Source organism: Streptococcus sp. HMSC073D05 (assembly GCF_001812015.1).
Classification (GTDB): domain Bacteria; phylum Bacillota; class Bacilli; order Lactobacillales; family Streptococcaceae; genus Streptococcus; species Streptococcus parasanguinis_D.
This window is the reverse complement of the sequence record NZ_KV807483.1, coordinates 176,114-198,221: the sequence shown is the minus strand read 5'-3', so window position 1 is coordinate 198,221 and position 22,108 is coordinate 176,114. Positions and strand designations below refer to the sequence as shown.

Below are 22,108 nucleotides of genomic sequence, written 5' to 3'. Positions count from 1 at the left end.
TTTCGTAATCTTAAAAAGTAATGGTGTGAATTTGGTGTGAAAAGTGGTGTGAATTTTGCTAAAAATCATCAAAAAAACACTCCATGGTGTGAACCATGAAGTGTTTCGAAACGTTGATATAATCGTATTGATTAACGTTTTGAGAATTGTGATGCTTTACGAGCTTTCTTAAGACCTGGTTTCTTACGTTCAACTTTACGTGAGTCACGTGTAAGAAGTCCTGCGCGTTTCAATGAATCGCGGAAGTCTGGGTCTACTTGAAGAAGGGCACGAGCGATACCGTGACGGATAGCTCCTGCTTGACCAGCGTAACCACCACCTACAACGTTAACGAAAACGTCGTATGAACCTGCAGTTGAAGTAACTGCGAATGGTTGGTTGATTACAAGACGAAGGTCAGCGTGTGGGATGTACTCTTCAACATCTTTTTTGTTAACAGTGATTTTACCAGTTCCTGGAACAAGGCGAACGCGTGCAACAGCGTTTTTACGACGTCCAGTACCTGCATATTGTGCTTGTGACATACTTTATTGTTCCTTTCCTTAGATAAGTCCTGAAATATCAAGAACTTCTGGTTGTTGTGCAGCGTGAGTGTGCTCAGCTCCAACGAATACTTTCAATTTCATACCTTGAGCGCGGCCAAGAGTATTGTGTGGAAGCATACCTTTAACTGATTTCTCGATTAAACGAACTGCATTTTTAGAACGAAGTTCACCAGCAGAGATTGATTTCAATCCACCTGGGTGGTTTGAGTGAGTGTAGTAGATCTTATCAGTTGCTTTTTTACCAGTCAATTTAACTTTTTCAGCATTGATAACGATTACGAAGTCACCTGTATCAGTGTGAGGTGTGAATGTTGGTTTGTTTTTTCCGCGAAGCACGCTAGCAACAACTGCTGAAAGGCGTCCAAGAGGTACATCAGTTGCGTCAACAACGTACCATTTGCGTTCTACTTGGCCTGGTTTAGCCATGAATGTAGTTTTGTTCATGATTTCTCCTATATGAATGTCGTTTTTGTTTACAGGGCGGATGTTCCGGTCCGCAAGTTATTTGAAAGGTTCCGGGGCCTTACAAATGGGGTAAACAATACCGCCTACTATTGTATCAAAATTCTAAGATAAAAGTCAACCGATTTGGAAAATTATTTGCGATTTTCTTTTCCAATGACAAATCCGATCAAGGAATTTGGGCCGACGTGGGCTGAAATGACTGGTCCAAGGGGCATCACGAGGACTTCATCGATCCCTTCAAGCGCAAGCATTTCTTTCTTCAGTGCTTCTGCTCCTTCTAGATCATTGGTATAAGAAACCAAGGCTGTGCTTTCACCGATATCTGCTTTGATCAGCTCTAGTAATTCTCGGACAGCTTTTTTGCGTCCCCGAACCTTGCTGATGGGCACTAATTTCCCTTCCGCATCAATCCAGAGAATGGGTTTGATGCTGGCCAAACTTCCCATGATCGCGGCACTTTTTGAGAGACGCCCTCCACGCATGAGGTGGTAGAGATCATCGACGAGGAAATAAGTCCGCAGTTTTGGCGCTAGGTCCATGATTTCTTCTTTGGCTTCTGCTAATGAACGGCCCGCATCACGCGCAGCTACTGCCCGCATGACCAGATATCCCTCTCCAATCCCAGCAGCCTTCGGATCGACAATCTCGATCACTGCTTCCGGGTAGTCTTCTAAAACCAGGTCTCGTGCCATGACTGCACTCTGGTAGGTCCCAGATAAGACTGATGAAAAGGCCACATAGAGCACGGCTTTCCCTTCTTTGGCAAATTGTTCAAAGGTTTCCTGAAATTGGCCCACATTGACCTGACTGGTTGTCGGTTTGGCCCCATTTTTCATAGCTTCTAAAAGCTCTGGGCTGGTCAATTGACCTTGGCCAACTGTCTGGTAAACCGTCCCATCTAACTCAATGGTTAAGCCAAGAATGGTCACCTGATGTTCCTTGGCCCAGTTCTGATCTAAATCTGCGGTCGAATCGGTTAAAATAGCAAATGTCATTACTTGTCTCCCATCATTTCTTGTAATTGTCGCAATACTTCGTGATCGAGCGGTCGCATAGGTGGTTTTTGATCGTTGACCACTAGCTGCGCCTGATTAAGGTTTCCTTTGACGACTGCGACCCGTTTTTCTAACTCTCTGGCAGATACCCGAAGAGCTCCTTGAGCAAAGACGGTCCATTGTTCATTTAAGTCACTGGTTGCGACCGATACTTGGTGGAGGGGCGTGTTAAGCTCTGCAGCCAAGCGCTCGATATAGTCATCTGCCGTCTCATCCTCACCGGTAAAGACCACCTGAACATTGAACTCCTCATAGGTCTGCCGCACTCCTGGCATATACTGGGCATCAAAGACACAGATGACTTCGATTCCTTCAAAGCTAGCATAGTGACTCAGTTTTTGCAGGAGGATATTGCGAGCTGCATCGAGCTCACTTTTTTGAAAGAGCTGGCGAGTCTCCTGCCAAAAGGCAATCATATTATAGCCGTCAACCAATAAGATTTTTCGTTTCATATCATTGCCTTTCTAGGATTATAGTCGGTTGCGAAAGACCTCATACATAAGAATAGCTGCTGCCACGCTGGCATTGAGGCTTTGCACATGACCATTCATGGGAATGGTGATCATCTCATCGACTTGCTTTTTGATGTTGGCTGAGATCCCTTTTCCTTCATTGCCAATGATCAAGGCTAACTTGCCAGCCGTATTCCACTGGTGCGATGGCGTGCCGTTCATGTCGGTTCCAAAGATCCAGAAGCCCTCTTCCTTTAGCTTGTCTAAGGTTTGGCTAAGATTGGTCACACGCGCAATGGGAATGTGTTCCACTGCTCCGGTAGAAGTTTTTGACACCACTGGGGTCACCCCAACCGCTCGGTGCTTAGGAATGATGACTCCTGAGACATTGGTCGCATCAGCTGTCCGCAAGATAGATCCAAGATTGTGCGGATCTGTTAAGCCATCGAGAATCAATAAAAGCGGGTTCTCTTCTTGGGCTGTCTGTTTCAGAATCGCTGCCAAGTCGGTGTAAGCAAAGGCTGCCACTCGAAGAACAAAGCCTTGGTGAACAGCTCCTTCTGTCATTTCCTGCAGGGTTTTCTTTGGCGTCCAAGAAATCGACACTTTTTTCTCAGCTGCTAAGGCCTTGATCTTGTCGACATTTTTCCCTCGGAGATCTTCTTGAATATATAATTTATTGCCTGTGTTGGCTTGTAAAGCCTCGGTGACTGCGTGGACACCGTATACGATATCGTTATTTTCCATAGAACTAGTATACCACAAGAAAGGAGGAAGAGGCCAATTCATGATATAATGAAATCAAATCTATCTCAATGAACAAACATAACTAGAAAGGAAGCCATGCCTCTTTTTCAACGAACCATCAAGCTCACCTTGGCCACCTGTTTAGCAGCTACCCTTGCTTATGCTCTGGGCTTGACCTATGCCATCTCAGCTGGCGTCATTGCCATCTTGAGTATCTCTGATACGCGTCGCAGTACCATCAAGCAGGCCTACCAGCGCTTTATGTCAACCTTGCTAGCCCTTGCTATCGGAAGTCTCGCCTTTTCCTTTTTAGGATTTAACCTTTGGGCACTGGGAGTTTTTATCGCTCTCTATGTTCCTGGTGCCTTTCTATTGGGTTGGCAGATCGGTATCACCCCTAGTACGGTGTTGGTTACCCACCTCTTGATTGAGCAGTCTACCTCCTGGGGGCTCTTGCTCAATGAACTTGCTCTCTTTTTAATTGGGACCAGCTTTGCCTTGCTGGCCAATCTCTATATGCCTTCTAATCAGGGAGCGATCGATCATTACCATGATGTTGTTGAAGACCAACTAAAGAAGATCCTTGGTCGTTTTGCGGAATTACTTGGTAAAGGGGATGGTCGCAATGATGCTCGCTTGATTAAGGAGTTGGATGGTATCCTAAAGGATGCTTTGAAGCTAGTTTATCTGGACCATTCCAACCACCTCTTTCACCAAACCAACTACCATATTCACTACTTCGAAATGCGCAAGCGGCAAAACGATATTCTGCGAGATATGGCAGAAAACGTCAATCGCTGTCAGTTAGCGGCGAGTGAAAGCATAATCCTGGCACAACTATTTAAGAAGACGGCTCAACAGTTAAGCCAGGAAAATCCTGCCCAAGATCTTCTAGATGATATTAGTCATTATTTGGCGATCTTCCGCGAACGCCCTCTTCCCAAGACCCGTGAAGAATTCGAAACACGCGCCACCTTGCTCCAACTCTTAAGAGACTTAGAAACTTTTATCCAAATCAAGGTTGATTTTTACCAACAATTTCATAAGGAAACAGAATAGACAGAGAAGCCCTTGCAAGATGCAAAGGCTTCTTTATTAGGGTAATCGTTGTAAACGCTTTCCTAAAATGGTATACTAGAACTGGAAAATAACTTTTTTTAAGGAGGGTCTTCTATATGAAGTCTTCATATAAGAAACATTTGTACACTACGACACTCAGTCTCTCAGCGGCTGTCTTGCTTTCCGTTATCGGTCATGGCCAAGCTTCAGCCGATAGCTTAGAAACTCCTCAAACGGAACCAAGCACGGTCCTTGAAGCGACACCTGCTACTGAGCAACCTGTGACAGCCGAGACGACTAGTCCCGCTACAGCCACAGAAGTAACTCCTGCTAGTCCTGCAGAAAGAGCAGCGACTTCTGATGGGACTTCTACTACAGAAGTTGCTCCAACCGCTAGTCCAAGCACTACCCGTGCTACAACAACCGCTGACCAAGCGACTCGATTGGCGGATAGCACCATTTATCTCTCTGAAAAGAGTACGATTGATGACAAAGTCCAAGAAAAAGCTCAAGCTGCTGGCAAGATCAGCTGGACCTTAGACAATAAACCTCTCTCTGAGTGGAAAACCTGGGATATGGAGACAGGAACACTGAGCAAGGATCCATTCCTCACTATCACAGAGACCGCAAACGGCAATGATCTGGATCTCCACATTGACGTGCAGGATCTCTTTGGTGAAGATCTCAGTCTTCGTAGCCCAAATAATATTCGCCGGACTTATCGCAACTACATCGGCAACCATGAACTAGTCGGAACCAATGCAGACTTGGGTGTGACCATCAATAAAACCCTTGTTTTTCGACCTTACCAAGACTACCATACGCATGAAGAAATGCTAGCTGCTATCGAAAAATCCAAGGAAGAAGCGAAACCCGATCGTTTAGTGCAGCTGGAAACCCTTGGCAAGAGTGCCCAAGGCCGGGATATGAAGATGGGGATCGTGAGCAAGGACCAAGCCAGCATCGATCACTACCTCTCTAGCACCAATCCTACAGCCTTGACTAAGCCAAGCGAAATGCTGGCCGCACTAAAAGACAAGACCTTGGATTACAAATTACCTGTCTTAGTCCACAACACCCACGCGGATGAACAGCCTGGAATTGATATCATCACTGGCCTCTTTCATACCTTTGCTACCAAGGAAAAAGTGACCTTTAACACTACAGATGAAGCTGGAAATGCTAAAACTGTAACGCTAGATATTCCAACCTTGCTCAATAAATTCATCTTCTTATTTGACTTCACGGAAAACCCAGATGGGGATGCTCTCAACCTGCGGGCCCTAGCAAACGGGCTCGATCCAAACCGGGATGCCAGCTACCAAACCAACCCTGAAGTTCGCACGGTTATCCAAATGATCAACAAATGGAATCCGATCGCTCTCTACGACTTACACGGTTTTGTCAAAGAATTCTTAATCGAACCTGCAACGCCACCACATGATCCGAACTTCGAATACGATCTTCTGTCAGACCTGATGCTAGAAAATGCCCATCATATGGGACGGGCAGGAGTTGCCAATTCTAAATACAATAGTTACATCATTCCAAAACTGGATTGGGGCGATGGCTGGGATGACTCCTTCTCTGGCTATACAGGGGTATATGCTGTCTACCATGGTATCTTAGGCCATACCATTGAAATTCCAGAAGGAAATGAAGAATCCTACAAAGCAGGTCGCAATGCTGTTCTAGGAGGGATTGACTTCCTCAACCAAGATCCGGACCGTCTCCTTGAGATGCGTCTCAACTTCTACCTGCGCGGTCTCAATAAAACCGAAGATCCAAAAGCTGAAAATGAACTGGTCGGCCCAAATGGAGAAATCGTTGGACGTGTGAAAAATGGTCGTCCGAAATTCTTCCCAGACTACTACGTCATCCCAATGAGCCTCGACAAAGACAACGATGCCCAAGAAGCCTTCAATATGATCGACTACTTCAAACGCAATGGTGTCCTCGTCAAGGAACTCAAAGAAGATATTGGCAACTATAAAAAGGGGGACTTAGTCATTGACATGGCCCAAGCCAAACGTGGCTATGCCAACCACATTCTCTACAAGGGCTCCAACGAATCTGCCTGGGCTGCTATGTACGCAGAGTTGCTAGTCAACTTCCCAGATATGAGAGGGTTCAAGTCCGAACCTGTCTTTGCGGACGGTCTTTTCAATGGAAAATTAGGAGAAGTTACTACCACCCGCGCGACTCGTACCTCTGAGATCGATCCAAAAGCTCCTTACTATGTGATCGCAAATACCTCAGCCAGTGCCGTTAAAGCTGTTAACCAGGCCATCGCGCAAGGAAAATCCGTCTACCTAACAGACGATGGCTACATCGTTGACCGCGATACCTTTGCTTCTCTCCTGCCAAACTATGCCATTTATGGGGATGCCCTCTACAAGGTGCCAAGCGGACCAACCTTGAAACCGATGAAGGTCTACTCTCCGAACTACCACTATAATTGGGCTGGAGTAGATGCGCCTGCTCATACTAGTCTGGTCCTTGAAAAATTAGGCTTCCAAATCGTCAATACGCCAGAAGAAGCGGATGTTGTTATTTTGGAAAGCAACCGCTTTGATGCTTCCATTTTTGGCAAGAAACCAACCCTTGTCATTGGTGGGGAAGCCATGCAAAAATTGGAAAAATTGGGAGTTCTTACAGGATTTGACGCTGAAAAATTAAAAGGCGGTAGTGACTACGAAGGCTTGATGAAAGCGATCATTGATGACCAGGATCCATTGACCAGCGGATACAAGAAGAATACCCTCTTCTACTCCAACTCAGGAAACTGGATTGAAAAGGTTCCAGAGCATTTCAAGACCTTGATGAGCATCGCTCCGAGTGATTATTATATTGCAGGTTGGTGGCCACATAATGATGTGCTAGCCAACAAAGTCATGGCCATCTCTGGAGAACTGATGGGACAACCTCTCTTTGTCTATGCAGGAAATCCAACCAACCGTCAACACCCTGTCCACTTCTTCCGCTGGGTAACCAATGCGATCTTTGGCAGCAAGTTAGCAAGCTTGATGGATTACGTTCCAGCTAAAGAACCAGATCAAGTGGTGGTTCCAATTCATAACCAAACAACCAATCCACAGCCAATCTTAGCCAAGAAGGATACTCCTAAAGTCCTCCTTCCACAAAAAGAAATGACAACTAAAAATGAAGAAAGTGTGCAAGCCTTGACTTACCAAGTAGGACAAAGCTTCCAAGAAAGTCCAGCCAAGGCACAATTGCCAAAAACTGGAGAAGACACAACTGCGCACTTCATTCTTTCAGGCTTCTTGCTAGCCGTTAGCGGAGGCTTCCTCCTCTTGAAAAAGAAAGAAGTTGAGTAAGTTCCAGGTTTAGACTTGGATGACATGAAAAGAACCTTTGCAGATGCGAAGGTTCTTTTTGGATCTAAACTATCTTTCAAAACTTTCCTTAGGTGAGTACGGACGTCAGCGAACTTCTTCGAAGTTCCATGACTTAGTTTTGAGCCTAAGGTCTCAAAACTCCCGAGTGTTTGAAACAATAATGTTTCAAACACTTTTCTCACAGCGGAAAGTTTCAGTTTATACTTGATTGATTCTAAAGTATAGAAAACTTTTATTAATTTCTCCAGAATATTTAATGAAAATACTATTCTACATTAAATCCTAATACTGATGCAAAGTTTCTCCTTATTCCACCAATTCCAACACAACAGTTTGGTAAGGGGTCAATTCGAGCACTTGGTCTCCTTCTTGGAATAATCCTGCTGTATTATTTAAAACGACCGTTTTAATCGGAGCTGGCAACTCCAAGGTGGCCTGGCGATTTTGGAAATTGCTGATCACCAAGAGACGCTTGTCCCCACGGCGTTCAAAGGCGATGATGTTTTCACGGTCCCGATACGCTGGAATCATATCTCCAAACCGAATGGTATTTCCATAAAGGGGATGGCGATACAAGGCTGTCAGCTGACGGTAATAATTCAAGATGGAATTTGGATCCTTTTCCTGGTCTTCCACATTGATGGCAACATCTGGTTTGGGACTGATCAACCAGGCTGTTCCATCGCTAAAGCCCAGACCTGGCTCTGCTGACCACTGCATGGGTGTCCGTGCATTGTCCCGGCTGTAGTTGGCAATTGCTGCCAAGGCTTCTTCCTCGCTCAAGCCAGCTTCTTTCGCCACATGGTAGCCATTGATGGTCGCGATATCATCAAAGTCCTCCACCGATTCAAATACTTGGTTTTCCATCCCAATTTCTTGGCCTTGGTAGATAAACGGAATTCCCTTACGCAAGATTTGAATGGTTCCCAGAGCTTTTTTACTGGTATCGTTGACTGGACCTTCCGCAATATAATGGGACACCCCTCGAGGTTCGTCGTGGTTTTCGATGATGGTCGAGAGAACACCAATCCTATCTGCGCGCTCATGCGCTTGGAAAATACTTTCCTTAAGTTCTTCCGCTGTTGGAAGAGTATGGTCAAACCAGCCCTTTCCTTCCTGCCCTAAGCAGGTTTGCTTGAAGTCAAAGATAGAAGAAAAGACACCGTCTTTTCCAATGAAGAAATGCAATTCTTCGTCGGTTTCATTGAACACTTCCCCAACTGTGAAGGCATTGTACTTGGCGAAGGTTCGCTCATTTAACTCTTGCAAGAAAGGTTCAATCGATTGGGCATTCACTAGAGACTCCAGTACTGGGACCAAGCCATTTTCGCGATCAGACGGAAGCGAACGCCATTCTAGATCTTTTTTGATATTGATAATAGCATCGATCCTAAAGCCCGCAATTCCCTTGTCCAACCACCAGTTGATCATCTTGTAAATTTCTTCGCGCAAGACAGGATTTTGCCAATTAAGGTCTGGCTGATCCTTGTGATAAGAATGGAGATAGTATTTGTTGGTGCCAGGAACTGGTTCCCAGACACTGCCTCCAAAGTAACTTTCCCAGTTGTTGGGTTCCTTGTCACTTTCGATGAAATAAAAGTAATCTGCATAAGGGCCATCTGGATCTGATAGAGCTTTTTGGAACCACTCGTGATGACTGGAGCAGTGGTTAACCACCAAGTCCATAATGATAGAAATGCCCCGCTTCTTACCTTCAGCAATTAGCTCCTCCATATCTTCCATAGTTCCAAAAATAGGATCAATGGCATAGTAGTCTGAAATATCATAGCCCTGGTCAATAAACGGACTCTTGTAAATAGGCGATAACCAGAGAATGTCAATTCCTAAGTTTTGAAGGTAATCGAGTTTCTTCGTGATTCCTTTCAAATCCCCAACGCCATCACCATTGCTATCTTTAAAGCTTTTTGGGTAAATCTGGTAAGCGACCTTCCCCTTCCACCAATCTTTTTCCATGTCTTGTCTCCTTAAATGAAAGAGACCGAGACAAATCATCTCAGTCTCCATAGTGTCAGTAGGTATTAGTATACTGTTTTTTCAGTTTCTTTATCGAAGAAGTGAGCTTTGTTCAAGTCAAATCCAAGTTCGATGGTTTCACCAGTTCCAAGGTAGTCACGCGCATCTACTTTTGCGATAAATTCGTTGTCACCAACTTGGCAGTACAAGTGAGATTCAGAACCGAGCAACTCAGACACTGAGATGGTTGCTTTCACGACTGATTCTGGGAAAGTTTCAAGGAAAGCAGCTTCTGTATTCACGTCTTCTGGACGGATACCAAAGATCAATTCTTTACCATCATAGCCTTTTTCTTTCAAGACTTTCAAAGCACCTTCTGGAACTTTCAAATTCAATCCATTGGCAACGATGTGTCCACCTTCCAACTTCACGTTAATGAAGTTCATGGCAGGGCTTCCGATGAATCCAGCTACGAATTTATTCACAGGGTTCTTATACACTTCTTGCGGAGTACCGATTTGTTCTACACGTCCGATAGTACCTGTACCAGCTGGGTTTTTAGTAGCAGACATAATAACGATACGGTCAGCCAATGTCATCGCTTCTGTTTGGTCGTGGGTTACGTAGATTGTTGTAGCTCCGATACGACGGTGGATTTTCGCAATTTCAGCACGCATGGATACACGAAGTTTAGCATCCAAGTTTGACAAAGGTTCGTCCATCAAGAACACTTTTGCATCACGGACAATGGCACGACCCATGGCCACACGTTGACGTTGACCACCAGAAAGGTCAGCTGGTTTACGATCCAAGAATTCTTTCAAGCCAAGGATTTCAGCTGCTTCTTGTACACGTTTGTCGATATCTTCCTTGCTGTATTTACGCAATTTCAAACCAAAGGCCATGTTATCGTACACAGTCATGTGTGGGTAAAGAGCGTAGTTTTGGAATACCATGGCGATATCACGGTCTTTAGGTGCCACGTTGTTTACAACAGTGCCATCGATCGAACATTCACCTTCTGTGATGTCTTCAAGACCAGCGATCATACGAAGAGTCGTTGATTTACCACATCCTGAAGGACCTACGAAAACGATAAATTCTTTGTCTTTGATGTCCAAGTTGAAGTCTTCAACTGAGTAATGTTCGCTATTTGGATATTTTTTATAAATGTGACTAAGATTCAATTCTACCATGATGGTACTCCTTTGATTTTTATAGTTCTATTGTAAATGAAAACGTTTTACAAATCTATGGCAAGTCTCACAAAAAAGAAAAAGAGTTTTGTGCAAGTTGCACAAAACTCTGGATTGATTCCGTTTAAATCACATCTTGTAAAACTAAATGATAGCACAGGGCTAGATCTGTCAGATTTTTCAACTGAAGACCCGTCAACTCCTCCCACTTGTCAATCTTATATTGGAGCGAATTGCGGTGGAGATAGAGTTGCTGGGCGGCCTTGGTGACGACTGCCCCATTGTCCCAAAGAGCAACAATGATGTCTTGCAATTGATCTTGACTTTCAATCAACTGATGCAAGCTTGCCTTGATTGGAGTGAGATCTAAATCTGCCTGCTCGATTCCCCATAGATAGAGTTGAGAAAAGCGATAGACACCTTGATGGCCTTCTCGAATCCAGGCTCGAAAGACCGCCCGTTCTGCTCGGATGACCGGAGACACTTTCCCGTCTTTAGACTCGGTCCATACTTGCCCGACCAAGATAGATAAACGAATATTGAAGTCATACTCCATGGCAGAGACGGTATCTTTTAAGATATCGGCCACAGGTAAAGACTGGTCTTGGTCCAGAATGAGCACATAATCTTGTCCGCTCAGTTGCAAGGTTGCTCGGAAGTTGGGCAAAAGTGTCTGCATCATCTCTAGCCAAGAAGCCGTCCCTTCCGCTGTCGAATGCGAAATGTGGCAATAGACAAGCTGCATTTTTTTGATGACTTGAGGGGCTTCTCCCTTTCCATCGATCAGGTACTGGTACCAAGGATTAGGGGCAACCTCTTCTTCACCGCCCAACCAGGAAATCAATTGTTTTTCTCGTTCGGTTAGCTCTTCTTCCTTCAGCAGCAACCATTGATGAGCCTGAAGGGGAATGGCTACATAACCAGCTGGTGGATTGGCTTGATCCGTCACCTCTGCATGAGGAAACCACTCTCTGATATTTTTCACTGCTTTCTTCCTTCTTCTACTTGCTGGATGCACCAGTCAATCAGCTCTTCTAGCCGAGAGAGCTCCCCCGTCATATGGAGATAGCCCATGACAGCCTCAAAGCCCGTCGACATCCGATAGGTCACGACATCCGCATTTTTGGCCTTGGTATGGCTATTGGTATTGCGACCGCGCTTGTAGATCTCCAACTCTTTTTCTGTCAGAATTTCTTGCTCCAGCATGCTTTCAATCAAGCTAGCCTGAGCTCTAGCAGAGACGTAGCAGGTTGCAGTCTGGTGAAGCTTATTGGGCTTGGTCATCCCTTGAAAAATTAGGTGCCTGCGAATATACATGGAATAGACCGCATCCCCTTCAAAGGCAAGGGCGATCCCATTGATTAGATTGACATCAATCACGTGTCCACCTTACACCTTCTTTTGTATCCAAGAGCTTGATTCCTTGCGCAGCCAATTCATCGCGAATCGCATCTGCTCGCGCAAAATCTTTCTTAGCCCGTGCTTCCTGACGTTCAGCGATCAAGGCTTCAATATCCGCATCCAAAACTTCTTCAACAAAGACCACTCCAAAGACTTCTAACATCTTTGCCAAGGCATCTTTGACGTCTTGGTCGTAGTGACCTGAGTTGATCCATTTAGCCAATTCAAAGACGACAGTGATTCCGTTTGCGGCATTGATATCTTCATCCATAGCCGCAATAAACTTGTCCACAAAGTTTTGTAAGTCTGCTGGATCCACTTCTCCGGCGAAAGGTTGCTCATAGGTATTTTTCAAATACTTAAGGTTGGTCTCCGCATCGCGTACCGCTTTTTCTGTGAAGTTAATGGGCTTGCGGTAGTGCTGGGTCGCAAAGAAGAAGCGAAGCACTTGGCCATCAATGGTCTTGAGTGCATCATGCACAGTGATAAAGTTGCCCAAAGACTTGGACATCTTGACATTGTCAATATTGACAAAGCCATTGTGCATCCAGTAGTTGGCAAAGGTTTGACCAGTTTTAGCCTCTGACTGGGCAATTTCATTGGTATGGTGCGGAAACTCAAGGTCAGCTCCACCACCGTGGATATCAATGGTATCGCCTAAAATCCCCGTTGACATGACCGAACACTCAATGTGCCAACCCGGACGACCAGGTCCCCAAGGGCTTTCCCAAGAAACTTCACCTGGTTTGGCAGCTTTCCAGAGGGCAAAATCGACTGGATTTTCCTTGCGGGCTGTTTCTTCATCTGTCCGACCAGAAGCTCCTAGCTCTAGGTCTTCCAAAGTTTTATTGGCTAACTTAGCATAGTTATGGGATTTTTCCACACGGAAATAGACATCGCCTTGGCTCTCATAGGCATAGCCTTTTTCGATCAAGTCGGTAACAAAGCGAATGATGTCATCCATAAACTCAACCACACGAGGGTGGCGGGTTGCAGGCTTGACCCCAAGAGCCGTCACATCTTCACGAAAGGCTGCGATGTACTTATCCGCCACTTCCTGAGGAGTAATGCCTTCTTCCTTGGCACGGTTGATGATCTTATCATCCACATCGGTAAAGTTGGAAATATAGGCAACTTCGTAGCCACGATACTCAAAGTAGCGACGAATCGTGTCAAAGGCTACCGTTGAACGGGCATTCCCAACGTGGATATAGTTGTAAACCGTTGGCCCACAAACATACATGCGGACCTTCCCTTCCTCGATGGGGACAAATTCTCGCAAATCACGAGACATGGTATCATAAATTTTTAACACGCTTCATTTCCTTTCTGTTTCTACTCTTTTGGCTTCAAATAAACCACCTGAGTCTGTTTGACAAAGCCAATCTTTTCATACAAACGTTTGGCACCTACATTGCTGTCTTCCACGGCAATCTGAAACTCCTTGTCATTTTGTTCAATGAGTTGGTTGACGAGAGATTTTGCCAAATAGCTTCCATAGCCTTGCCCACGATAGACTTCAGCAATCGCAAGTCCATAAAGGTAATTGTATTTTCCAGACACATCGACCGTACAAACACCAATCACTTGACCTTCTTTGAGTAATATGTACAGCAGACTATCAGGATCCTTCAAGGCCTCCGAAATGTATCTGTGGCTCACTTCTGGTGCTTCCACTTCATCTGAAAAGGTTTGGTGGTGGAGCTGGGCAATGGCTTCAAGATAAGAAGGTTCTGCCAAGAGCACATCGACATCCGAACGGGAATCTAATGCATAAGCGGTTCGATCACGTCCTAACCAGGTTTCTGTTTCGTCATCCTCAACCAGTCCCCAATTGCTGGCAAAATCAGGATGATTCTCTAGAAAAATACGCTCTGTCTGAAAAGTCACAGACTCAATTGGATAAGATGCCGTTTCTTTCTCAAAACTTCCATACAAAGCACGCGCAATTCCCTGCCGACGGTGATTAGGGTGGACCAGGATCGCTACTTCCACATCTTGGTCATCTGCATAGACGGTTAATAGGCCAACAAGTTCACCTTTTTCGTAATAAAGGAAAAAGGCGGGCATATAGGGATCAAAATTGAGCATATTGGAGAGATAAGGATCCCGAAACGTTCCGTCATAGTTCTGACAGATGGCAATAAGGGCCTTTGCTTGCAGTAGTTGGTGGTCATTCAATGTATTGGTTGATTGAATCACGTAGCGATCTCCTTACAAGCTCGAAGACCGATGGCTAGCTTCCTTAGCATGCTCCAGCTTGTTCATGTAGTATTCCCGTTTTTCTTCTTCTTGGTGAATAACCGGTTCGTCTTTTCGACCGTGCACCCGCACGATCTTGGCAGGAACACCGACAACGGTCACATCACTTGGTACATCTGAGACCACGACAGCTCCTGCTCCGACTTTGGCCTTGGCTCCGATTTCCACTGGGCCGATGACTTGGGCATGAGCGGAGACTAAGGCTCCTTCACGTACCGTGGGATGGCGTTTGCCGACATCCTTTCCTGTTCCCCCAAGGGTCACCCCGTGGTAGAGCATAACGCCTTTTTCAACAATGGCTGTTTCCCCGATAACGAGGCCCGCTCCATGGTCGATAAAGACACCAGAAGCAATGGTCGCACCTGGATGGATCTCAATCTGGGTCCAAAAACGCCAGAATTGGCTGTGCATCCGCGCCAAGAGCTTAAAACCATGGTTCCACAAAAAGTGGGAAACACGGTGAGCTGCCAGTGCTTTGACTCCCGGATAGGTCAAAAGGACCTCCAGCGAGGTACGCGCTGCTGGGTCATTTTCTTTTACAATATTGATGGTTTCACGCCACCATCCCATACCGTGCTCCTCCTTTTCTAATGCTTATTCTGAATCTTTTTGTGTAATGGTAAAGTCTTTTTTAGGTTTGTGGTCTTTATTGTGGTGACGAGGACGATCGCCATGACGAGGACCCTTTTCACCTTTTTCTTCTGAATGTTCAGGTTTTGGCGGACGTGGCAATAGTGCCTTCATAGAAGCATCGACACGACCTTTTTCGTCAATCTTGATAATCTTAACATCCACTTCATCGCCAATCGCTACCAAGTCTTCGACACGGTTGGTGCGCGTCCAAGCCATTTCAGAGATATGAACGAGGGCATCCGTCTTGTCAAAGAGGTTGACAAAGGCTCCGAATTTCTCGATCCGCACCACTTTGGCATGGTAGACTTCATCCACTTTGGCTTCACGAACCAAACCAGCAATGATTTCCTTGGCACGGTTAATCGCATCTTGGTCGCTCGAATAGATCGATACGTTCCCTTCTTCGTCGATATCAATCTTAACACCTGTTTCAGCGATGATCTTATCGATGGTTTCTCCACCCTTACCGATGACAATCTTGATCTTGTCGACATCAATCTTGATGGTATCAATTTTTGGAGCAGTTGGTGCCAATTCTGGACGCACTTCTGGAATCGTTGCTTCAATCACATCAAGGATTTCAAAACGAGCTTTCTTGGCTTGGGCAAGCGCTTCTGTCAAGATTTCTGCAGTAATCCCTTGGATCTTGATATCCATTTGAAGGGCTGTGATCCCGTCACGAGTTCCAGCAACCTTGAAGTCCATATCTCCAAAGTGGTCTTCCAAACCTTGGATATCGGTCAATACTGTATAGTTATTTCCATCTGAGATCAGACCCATGGCAATACCAGCTACTGGGGCCTTGATTGGCACACCACCAGCCATAAGGGCAAGTGTTCCCGCACAGATAGAGGCTTGAGATGAAGAACCATTTGATTCCAATACTTCTGCTACCAAACGGATGGCATATGGGAATTCTTCCAAGCTTGGCAATACTTGAGCAAGGGCACGCTCACCAAGAGCACCGTGACCAATTTCACGACGACCAGGCGCACCATAACGACCTGTTTCACCAACCGAGTATTGAGGGAAGTTATAGTGGTGCATAAAGCGTTTCTTGTACTCAGGATCCAAACCATCGATGATTTGCGTTTCACCCATTGGTGCCAAGGTCAAGACAGAAAGGGCTTGCGTTTGTCCACGTGTAAAGAGTCCAGAACCGTGTACGCGAGGAAGGTAGTCGACTTGTGCATCCAAAGGACGAATTTCATCGACCTTACGACCATCCGGACGAACCTTGTCTTCTGTAATCAAACGGCGCACTTCTGCGTGTTCCATTTGTTCCAAGATTTCAGCCACGTCCCGCATGATGCGGTCAAATTCTTCGTGGTCGGCATATTTTTCTTCGTAAACTGCTGTGACTTGGTCTTTGACTGCTTGAGTTGCAGCTTCACGCGCCAATTTTTCTTCAACTTGAACCGCTTTTTGAAGGTCACTGTTGTAGGCTGCGATGATTTCAGCCTGCAAGTCAGCATCTACATGAAGCAATTCCACTTCTGCTTTTTCTTTCCCAACTGCCGCAACGATTTCTTCTTGGAAGGCAATCAATTCTTTAACGGCTTCGTGCCCTTTAAGAAGAGCTTCCAACATGATTTCTTCTGACAATTCTTTGGCACCAGACTCTACCATGTTGATAGCGTGCTTGGTACCAGCTACTGTCAATTCAAGAAGCGATTGCTCTGCTTGTTCTTGAGTAGGGTTGATGACGATTTCTCCGTCAACATAGCCCACTTGTACCCCAGCGATAGGTCCGTCAAACGGAATATCTGAGATAGACAAGGCCAAGGATGAACCAAACATAGCTGCCATTGGGGCAGATGCATTTTCATCGTAAGAAAGGACTGTGTTGATGACTTGCACTTCGTTACGGAAACCTTCCGCAAACATTGGACGGATCGGACGGTCAATCAAACGCGCTGTCAAAGTCGCATCTGTAGAAGGACGACCTTCCCGTTTCATAAAGCCACCAGGAAATTTCCCAGCCGCATACATTTTTTCTTCGTAGTTGACTTGAAGTGGGAAGAAATCCCCAGTTGCCATCTTCTTAGACATGACAGCTGCCGTCAAGACAGTTGACTCCCCGTAACGCACGACAACAGCGCCATTTGCTTGCTTGGCAACCTGGCCAGTCTCTACGATTAACTCACGACCCGCAAAAGTCGTTTGAAACACTTGTTTTGTCATTGTAATCCCCTTTGGATTGATAAAATTATACGACTTGCCTACAAAGATCAAGATACTAAGGCCGCAAAAAGCAAAGTAAAAATAGGAAACTGGCGAAGTCTTCGATGAAGACAAGACAGTTTATCTTTTTTACACAGCTTTTCGGCCGGGTTCAATTACGCATGATAGCATAGATTGACGCAGTGTGCCACGCACACTAGGAAATCTATCTTTTTCACTAGGGATTTAGCCCGTGTTCAACTATCAAGATACCAAGCCGTTAAGCAACTCAAAGGAAAATAGAAAATCGAACGACGGAGCGAACGCTCCTAGGTAGATTTATCTTTTTCCACAGAGTTGTAGGCGGGTTCAATTACTCAAGATATTTTGGACGGTTCGGCTTGCCGAACATTTCTGTAGAAAAATAGGAAGGTGACGCCACACTCGATGAGTGCTAGGAAGCTGATCTTTTTTCCTAAGAAATGAGGCCAAAATTCAATTACTCAAGATACCCAGGCCACCCATCTCAACGAGATAGGAATTTCGACAGCCCATCTGTATGTTATATCCTCATCTTTGTATCCAAGCACGTATACCTTTTATTTTAACATATTCAAGCCCAAAAGAAAAAGGCTTTAAGGGCCTTTTTCTGCGAATCTTCCAAGAGACCTATATAAAAATTTTAGATCCAGGTATAGCTTCTATTTATTTTTAAGATTTCGCGAATTCAGTGCTGTCGACATAAAAGCGTGTTTTGTGGGTTCCACCCTTGTAATTCTTGTTGTTGCGTTTCAAGACAAAACGTCTGTATGGATCGGAAGTTCCTTGGATGGTCGTTGTCACTTCAACTGAATCTTCATTGATCACCCATTCATCCGGTGAAGGAATTTCCATCGGTGGCATCGCTCCGCCACGACCACCAGATACAATTTCGTAAAAGGCCTTGTCTTTTGTCGAATAGATCCAGCCATCTTTCTTTTCATTTGTTAGTTGGATCAACTGGTCTTGTGACAGACTACGGATAGAGTCCGAGATCTCTTCAGCATTCAATTTATCAATGATATCTTGTAAATTATAGGTTTCTGGCGTGTAGGTATTGAAGTAATCAATGAACATGTCTTGCGAGTAGCCTTCAACTGCACTGTGATCATTGTTCAACTCCAGCAAACGAGTCGGTTGCACCTGAAGTGAATAGGTCAAAGACGCACTGTTTTCAATGATCGAGTAGATATCCGCTTGGTCTGCTTTTGACAAGGTTCCAATGGCTTCTTTATCATGTTCATCTGACTTAGCTTCTTCTGTTTGCTCTTTTTCTTGGGCTTTGTCAGATGATTTTTTGACCGATGAAGCTCCTACCGGACTGTGCTTACGCTCATAGCGTTTTGGAGCGCAAGCTGCTAGGGAAAGCAAGAGGGCTGCAGCTAGTAAATATGTTCCAATTTTTTTCATGTTTGTCTCCTTATTTTTTAGTTCACACGGTAGTACAAATCGTTCCCATTCGTAGCATCACTCTTACTCCAGTAAATGGATTCACTGCCACCTTCTCTTGAAGGAATGAAAAGAATAGGCGTGTCATTCGTTGCCCCAGGCATCCGACTAACTCCGTGTAAATTGCCTTCCTTGAAGTAAAAACCAGAAAATTGAACACCATTGACAGCACTACCATTGACCTTCACAATTCCTTGCGCATCAAACTCAATACTCGTACCGTACTTATTTTTCCAAACTCCCGCTACACTTGAGAAATTTCCAGCTTTTATTTCATCTAGATTCATCTCAGTGCTTGTTTTGGCAGGGGCAGGAGCTGATTCGGCATTTCCATCCACTCGCGTTGTATAGTCAAGGGCAATCCAGCCTTGTCCAGATTCTAATTTGCCCCAGGTATGACCATCCGCATCTATGGTTTCCGTAATGGTATGAGTTCCTTTTGCGATCATTCCTGCAGATGGAGCTGAAGTAGATGGTTCTTTTCGAATACGAAGATCCGACACACTGACTTGCACTTGGAAGCTTTCTGATTTTTTCTCTTCTTCTTTTGCTGTTGATTTGGAATCCCCTGAACCGTCAAAAGTTTTCCAGTCCAGCTTACTGAGGTCCAACTGCTTGGCTGAAATCCCAAGAGCCTTCTCTGCTGTTTGGTCCCCACCAATTTGAATGGTTGCTTTCTTTTCTTCCTTGGCTTCCCCTTTTCCTAGCGAATAAAGGGTCAATTCCCGGTCTGGGCTCACAGATTGCCAAGTGGCGTAGACAATTTGCCCATTATCAAAAAGGTCTAGGCTGGAGCGATAGCCACCAACCGCAGCTGTATAAGCTGTATGGAGCAATTCGGCTTCTTGACCCTTGAGGTAATAGATGGCAGAAACGTATTGTTTTTTTCCAGTGTATTGATTGGACACCAAGAGCTCATCCACACCATCTTTGTTCAAGTCTGTAAAAGCGTATTGGAAGGTTACCGGAGTTCCTAAGCGCTCCAAAGCATCTAGATAGATGCTTTCTTCTGAGCCAGATTTTATCTTACCTAATTCCGCAAACAGGCCTGACTTATCGCCATTTTTAAGAGCTGTATCATACTTAGCATACCGCTCCAAAACCTCTTGATAATACTTTTGACCCGTATCCTTCTTTTCTTTTTTAACCGATGATGACGTTGCTGTCTTTGGTTTACTTTGGCGTTCATAGCGTTTGGGCGTACAAGCCACCAGAGCTAGAACGGACGCACCCGCCAGTAGTGAAATCATAACCTTTTTCATAAAAACCTCCTCATTTCTATCCTAGTATATCAAAAATGGTCAATTTTTCCAGCTCTTTCAAGATTTTCAAACAAGCATTTTCCCCTCTCCCTCTATGTTTCTGTCCTATTTTCTGCTATACTTAAGGAAGAATACCGATCAAAAGGAGAACATTATGGAATTAAAAAAACGTTCTGAATTTCCTGAGAACGAACTCTGGGACCTCACAGCCCTCTACCAAGACCAGGAAGACTTCTTGCGTGCCATTGAAAAAACACGTGAAGAAATCAATGAATTTGTCCGTAACTACAAGGGTAACCTCCACACCTTTGAAGACTTCGAAGCTGCCTTTGCCATCTTTGAACAGATTCAGATTCAACTCAGCCACATTGGTAACTACAGCTTTATGCCCCAAACGACTGACTTTGGCGACGAAGCTTTCGCAGAGATTGCCCAAGCAGGGATGGATTTCGAAACTTGGGCCAGCGTCGAACTTTCCTTCTTTGATGATGCTTTGGTCGAAGCAGATGAAGATGTCCTCGAACGCCTGGGACAACTTCCTCACCTAACTTTTGCCATTCGCCAAGCCAAAATCAAGAAAGCTCACTACTTGGGAGCTGATGTGGAAAAGACCTTGACCAACCTGGGTGAAGTCTTCTACGGACCACAAGACATCTATACCAAGATGCGGGCAGGCGACTTTGAAATGGCTGATTTCGAAGTGGATGGAAAAGTCTACAAAAATAGTTTTGTCACCTATGAAAACTTCTACCAAAACCATGAGAATGCGGAAGTTCGTGAAAAAGCCTTTCGTTCCTTCTCAGAAGGTCTCCGCAAGCACCAAAACACGGCTGCTGCTACCTATCTAGCTCAAGTTAAGTCTGAAAAACTGATCGCAGATATGCGGGGCTACGACTCCGTCTTTGACTATCTCCTAGCTGAGCAGGAAGTGGATCGTGCTATGTTTGATCGTCAGATTGACCTGATTATGAAGGACTTCGCTCCGGTCGCTCAAAAATTCCTCAAACACGTGGCCAAGGTCAACGGCCTTGAGAAAATGACCTTTGCTGATTGGAAGTTGGACTTGGACAGTGCGCTCAACCCAGATGTCACCATTGATGACGCTTATGACTTGGTCATGAAATCCGTGGCACCTCTTGGCGAAGAATATTCTCGCGAAATTGCCCGCTACCAAACCGAACGTTGGGTCGACTTTGCTGCTAATGAAGGCAAGGATTCCGGTGGTTATGCAGCCGATCCTTACCGTGTCCATCCTTATGTCCTGATGAGCTGGACAGGACGGATGAGCGATGTTTATACCCTGATCCATGAGATCGGACATTCTGGTCAATTCATCTTCTCAGACAACAACCAAAGCTACTTCAACGCCCACATGTCGACCTACTATGTGGAAGCTCCTTCTACCTTTAACGAGCTCCTCCTTAGCGACTACTTGGAACACCAGTTTGACGATCCTCGTCAAAAACGCTTTGCCCTAGCTCACCGTTTGACAGACACCTACTTCCACAACTTCATCACCCACTTGTTGGAAGCAGCCTTCCAACGCAAGGTCTACACCTTGATCGAAGAAGGTGGCACCTTCGGCGCTAGCAAGCTCAACAGCATCATGAAGGAAGTCTTAACCGAATTCTGGGGAGACGCTGTTGAAATCGATGACGATGCAGCATTGACCTGGATGCGTCAAAGCCACTACTACATGGGGCTTTACAGCTATACCTACTCAGCTGGCTTGGTTATCTCAACAGCGGGATACCTACATTTGAAGAACTCCGAAAACGGAGCCAAAGATTGGCTAGACCTCCTTAAATCAGGTGGCAGCAAGACCCCACTTGAGTCAGCTATGATCATCGGAGCAGATATCTCAACTGACAAACCACTCCGCGATACCATCCAATTCCTTTCAGACACTGTCGATCAAATTATTGCCTACAGTGCAGAATTGGGAGAATAAGAGGATAAGAAAAAATATTTAATAATAAAGTTGACCTTTTGAATATACTATATACGATATGTTATTATTGATTTAATATTTACAGAAGATGATGGG

Annotated in this window: 18 protein-coding genes; 3 read left to right on the top strand and 15 right to left on the bottom strand. The window is 45.2% G+C overall.

What is annotated here, in order from left to right:
• Positions 1-131: 131 nt before the first annotated feature.
• From rpsI to rlmB, 5 genes are all read right to left on the bottom strand, one after another.
• Positions 132-524, bottom strand: coding sequence for a 30S ribosomal protein S9 (gene rpsI, locus HMPREF2832_RS02160; protein WP_002893764.1), 393 nt, complete (start codon positions 522-524; stop codon positions 132-134).
• 18 nt (positions 525-542) lie between these two features.
• A complete protein-coding gene (rplM, locus tag HMPREF2832_RS02155; protein ID WP_002876943.1) occupies positions 543-989 on the bottom strand; it encodes a 50S ribosomal protein L13 in 447 nt (148 codons plus the stop codon).
• 152 nt (positions 990-1,141) lie between these two features.
• Positions 1,142-2,005 carry a DegV family protein gene (locus HMPREF2832_RS02150; protein ID WP_070505382.1) on the bottom strand — a complete coding sequence of 288 codons (864 nt, stop codon included), beginning with the start codon at positions 2,003-2,005 and terminating at the stop codon, positions 1,142-1,144.
• Entirely contained in the window at positions 2,005-2,517 is a 513-nt protein-coding gene (locus HMPREF2832_RS02145) for an NYN domain-containing protein (protein ID WP_070505380.1), read from the bottom strand. Before HMPREF2832_RS02145 ends, HMPREF2832_RS02150 begins: the two co-directional genes overlap by 1 nt.
• An 18-nt stretch (positions 2,518-2,535) precedes the next feature.
• Complete coding sequence (rlmB, locus tag HMPREF2832_RS02140) at positions 2,536-3,264, bottom strand: 23S rRNA (guanosine(2251)-2'-O)-methyltransferase RlmB (RefSeq protein WP_003010074.1); 729 nt, start codon at positions 3,262-3,264, stop codon at positions 2,536-2,538.
• A gap of 96 nt (positions 3,265-3,360) precedes the next feature.
• Between rlmB and HMPREF2832_RS02135 the strand changes: the two genes are divergently transcribed.
• Both HMPREF2832_RS02135 and HMPREF2832_RS02130 read left to right on the top strand, forming a co-directional pair.
• A complete protein-coding gene (locus HMPREF2832_RS02135) occupies positions 3,361-4,323 on the top strand; it encodes an aromatic acid exporter family protein (protein ID WP_049487803.1) in 963 nt (320 codons plus the stop codon).
• Between the two features lie 116 nt (positions 4,324-4,439).
• The gene (locus HMPREF2832_RS02130) at positions 4,440-7,661 is read left to right on the top strand and encodes an LPXTG-anchored zinc carboxypeptidase (protein WP_070505378.1); all 3,222 of its coding nucleotides are present in this window, start codon (positions 4,440-4,442) and stop codon (positions 7,659-7,661) included.
• Between the two features lie 327 nt (positions 7,662-7,988).
• Here the strand turns inward: HMPREF2832_RS02130 and HMPREF2832_RS02125 are convergent, their stop codons facing one another.
• The 10 genes from HMPREF2832_RS02125 to HMPREF2832_RS02080 all read right to left on the bottom strand — a co-directional run bounded on the left by HMPREF2832_RS02125 (position 7,989) and on the right by HMPREF2832_RS02080 (position 20,061).
• Entirely contained in the window at positions 7,989-9,656 is a 1,668-nt protein-coding gene (locus HMPREF2832_RS02125) for an alpha-glucosidase (protein ID WP_070505377.1), read from the bottom strand.
• Between the two features lie 65 nt (positions 9,657-9,721).
• Positions 9,722-10,852, bottom strand: coding sequence for an ABC transporter ATP-binding protein (locus tag HMPREF2832_RS02120; RefSeq protein WP_003010064.1), 1,131 nt, complete (start codon positions 10,850-10,852; stop codon positions 9,722-9,724).
• A 124-nt stretch (positions 10,853-10,976) separates the two neighbouring features.
• Entirely contained in the window at positions 10,977-11,837 is an 861-nt protein-coding gene (locus tag HMPREF2832_RS02115) for a helix-turn-helix domain-containing protein (protein WP_049516411.1), read from the bottom strand.
• Positions 11,834-12,232: a Mini-ribonuclease 3 gene (locus HMPREF2832_RS02110; protein ID WP_070505375.1), complete on the bottom strand. Its 399-nt coding sequence runs from the start codon at positions 12,230-12,232 to the stop codon at positions 11,834-11,836. The genes HMPREF2832_RS02115 and HMPREF2832_RS02110 overlap by 4 nt, the downstream gene beginning before the upstream one ends.
• Positions 12,225-13,568, bottom strand: a complete 1,344-nt coding sequence (cysS, locus tag HMPREF2832_RS02105) for a cysteine--tRNA ligase (protein ID WP_070505373.1) — start codon at positions 13,566-13,568, stop codon at positions 12,225-12,227. The genes HMPREF2832_RS02110 and cysS overlap by 8 nt, the downstream gene beginning before the upstream one ends.
• Positions 13,569-13,588: 20 nt before the next feature.
• Entirely contained in the window at positions 13,589-14,455 is an 867-nt protein-coding gene (locus HMPREF2832_RS02100) for a GNAT family N-acetyltransferase (protein WP_070505372.1), read from the bottom strand.
• 12 nt (positions 14,456-14,467) lie between these two features.
• Entirely contained in the window at positions 14,468-15,085 is a 618-nt protein-coding gene (cysE, locus tag HMPREF2832_RS02095) for a serine O-acetyltransferase (RefSeq protein WP_003018264.1), read from the bottom strand.
• Between the two features lie 24 nt (positions 15,086-15,109).
• Positions 15,110-17,332 carry a polyribonucleotide nucleotidyltransferase gene (gene pnp, locus HMPREF2832_RS02090; RefSeq protein ID WP_070505370.1) on the bottom strand — a complete coding sequence of 741 codons (2,223 nt, stop codon included), beginning with the start codon at positions 17,330-17,332 and terminating at the stop codon, positions 15,110-15,112.
• 690 nt (positions 17,333-18,022) lie between these two features.
• Positions 18,023-18,760, bottom strand: a complete 738-nt coding sequence (locus HMPREF2832_RS02085; protein WP_070505368.1) for a hypothetical protein — start codon at positions 18,758-18,760, stop codon at positions 18,023-18,025.
• Between the two features lie 17 nt (positions 18,761-18,777).
• Positions 18,778-20,061 carry a DUF6287 domain-containing protein gene (locus HMPREF2832_RS02080; RefSeq protein ID WP_070505366.1) on the bottom strand — a complete coding sequence of 428 codons (1,284 nt, stop codon included), beginning with the start codon at positions 20,059-20,061 and terminating at the stop codon, positions 18,778-18,780.
• A gap of 154 nt (positions 20,062-20,215) precedes the next feature.
• Here HMPREF2832_RS02080 and pepF point away from each other — a divergent pair, with 154 nt between their 5' ends.
• Complete coding sequence (pepF, locus tag HMPREF2832_RS02075) at positions 20,216-22,012, top strand: oligoendopeptidase F (RefSeq protein ID WP_070505365.1); 1,797 nt, start codon at positions 20,216-20,218, stop codon at positions 22,010-22,012.
• The last annotated feature ends 96 nt before the right edge of the window (positions 22,013-22,108 follow it).

What these genes read in the sequence shown, in the direction of transcription:
- HMPREF2832_RS02125 (WP_070505377.1), bottom strand. Translation starts at nt 9,656, where the DNA reads ATGGAAAAAGATTGGTGGAAGGGGAAGGTCGCTTACCAGATTTACCCA.
- HMPREF2832_RS02145 (WP_070505380.1), bottom strand. Translation starts at nt 2,517, where the DNA reads ATGAAACGAAAAATCTTATTGGTTGACGGCTATAATATGATTGCCTTT.
- pnp (WP_070505370.1), bottom strand. Translation starts at nt 17,332, where the DNA reads ATGACAAAACAAGTGTTTCAAACGACTTTTGCGGGTCGTGAGTTAATC.
- cysE (WP_003018264.1), bottom strand. Translation starts at nt 15,085, where the DNA reads ATGGGATGGTGGCGTGAAACCATCAATATTGTAAAAGAAAATGACCCA.
- HMPREF2832_RS02080 (WP_070505366.1), bottom strand. Translation starts at nt 20,061, where the DNA reads ATGAAAAAGGTTATGATTTCACTACTGGCGGGTGCGTCCGTTCTAGCT.
- rplM (WP_002876943.1), bottom strand. Translation starts at nt 989, where the DNA reads ATGAACAAAACTACATTCATGGCTAAACCAGGCCAAGTAGAACGCAAA.
- HMPREF2832_RS02120 (WP_003010064.1), bottom strand. Translation starts at nt 10,852, where the DNA reads ATGGTAGAATTGAATCTTAGTCACATTTATAAAAAATATCCAAATAGC.
- HMPREF2832_RS02085 (WP_070505368.1), bottom strand. Translation starts at nt 18,760, where the DNA reads ATGAAAAAAATTGGAACATATTTACTAGCTGCAGCCCTCTTGCTTTCC.
- HMPREF2832_RS02130 (WP_070505378.1), top strand. Translation starts at nt 4,440, where the DNA reads ATGAAGTCTTCATATAAGAAACATTTGTACACTACGACACTCAGTCTC.
- HMPREF2832_RS02135 (WP_049487803.1), top strand. Translation starts at nt 3,361, where the DNA reads ATGCCTCTTTTTCAACGAACCATCAAGCTCACCTTGGCCACCTGTTTA.
- rlmB (WP_003010074.1), bottom strand. Translation starts at nt 3,264, where the DNA reads ATGGAAAATAACGATATCGTATACGGTGTCCACGCAGTCACCGAGGCT.
- rpsI (WP_002893764.1), bottom strand. Translation starts at nt 524, where the DNA reads ATGTCACAAGCACAATATGCAGGTACTGGACGTCGTAAAAACGCTGTT.
- HMPREF2832_RS02150 (WP_070505382.1), bottom strand. Translation starts at nt 2,005, where the DNA reads ATGACATTTGCTATTTTAACCGATTCGACCGCAGATTTAGATCAGAAC.
- pepF (WP_070505365.1), top strand. Translation starts at nt 20,216, where the DNA reads ATGGAATTAAAAAAACGTTCTGAATTTCCTGAGAACGAACTCTGGGAC.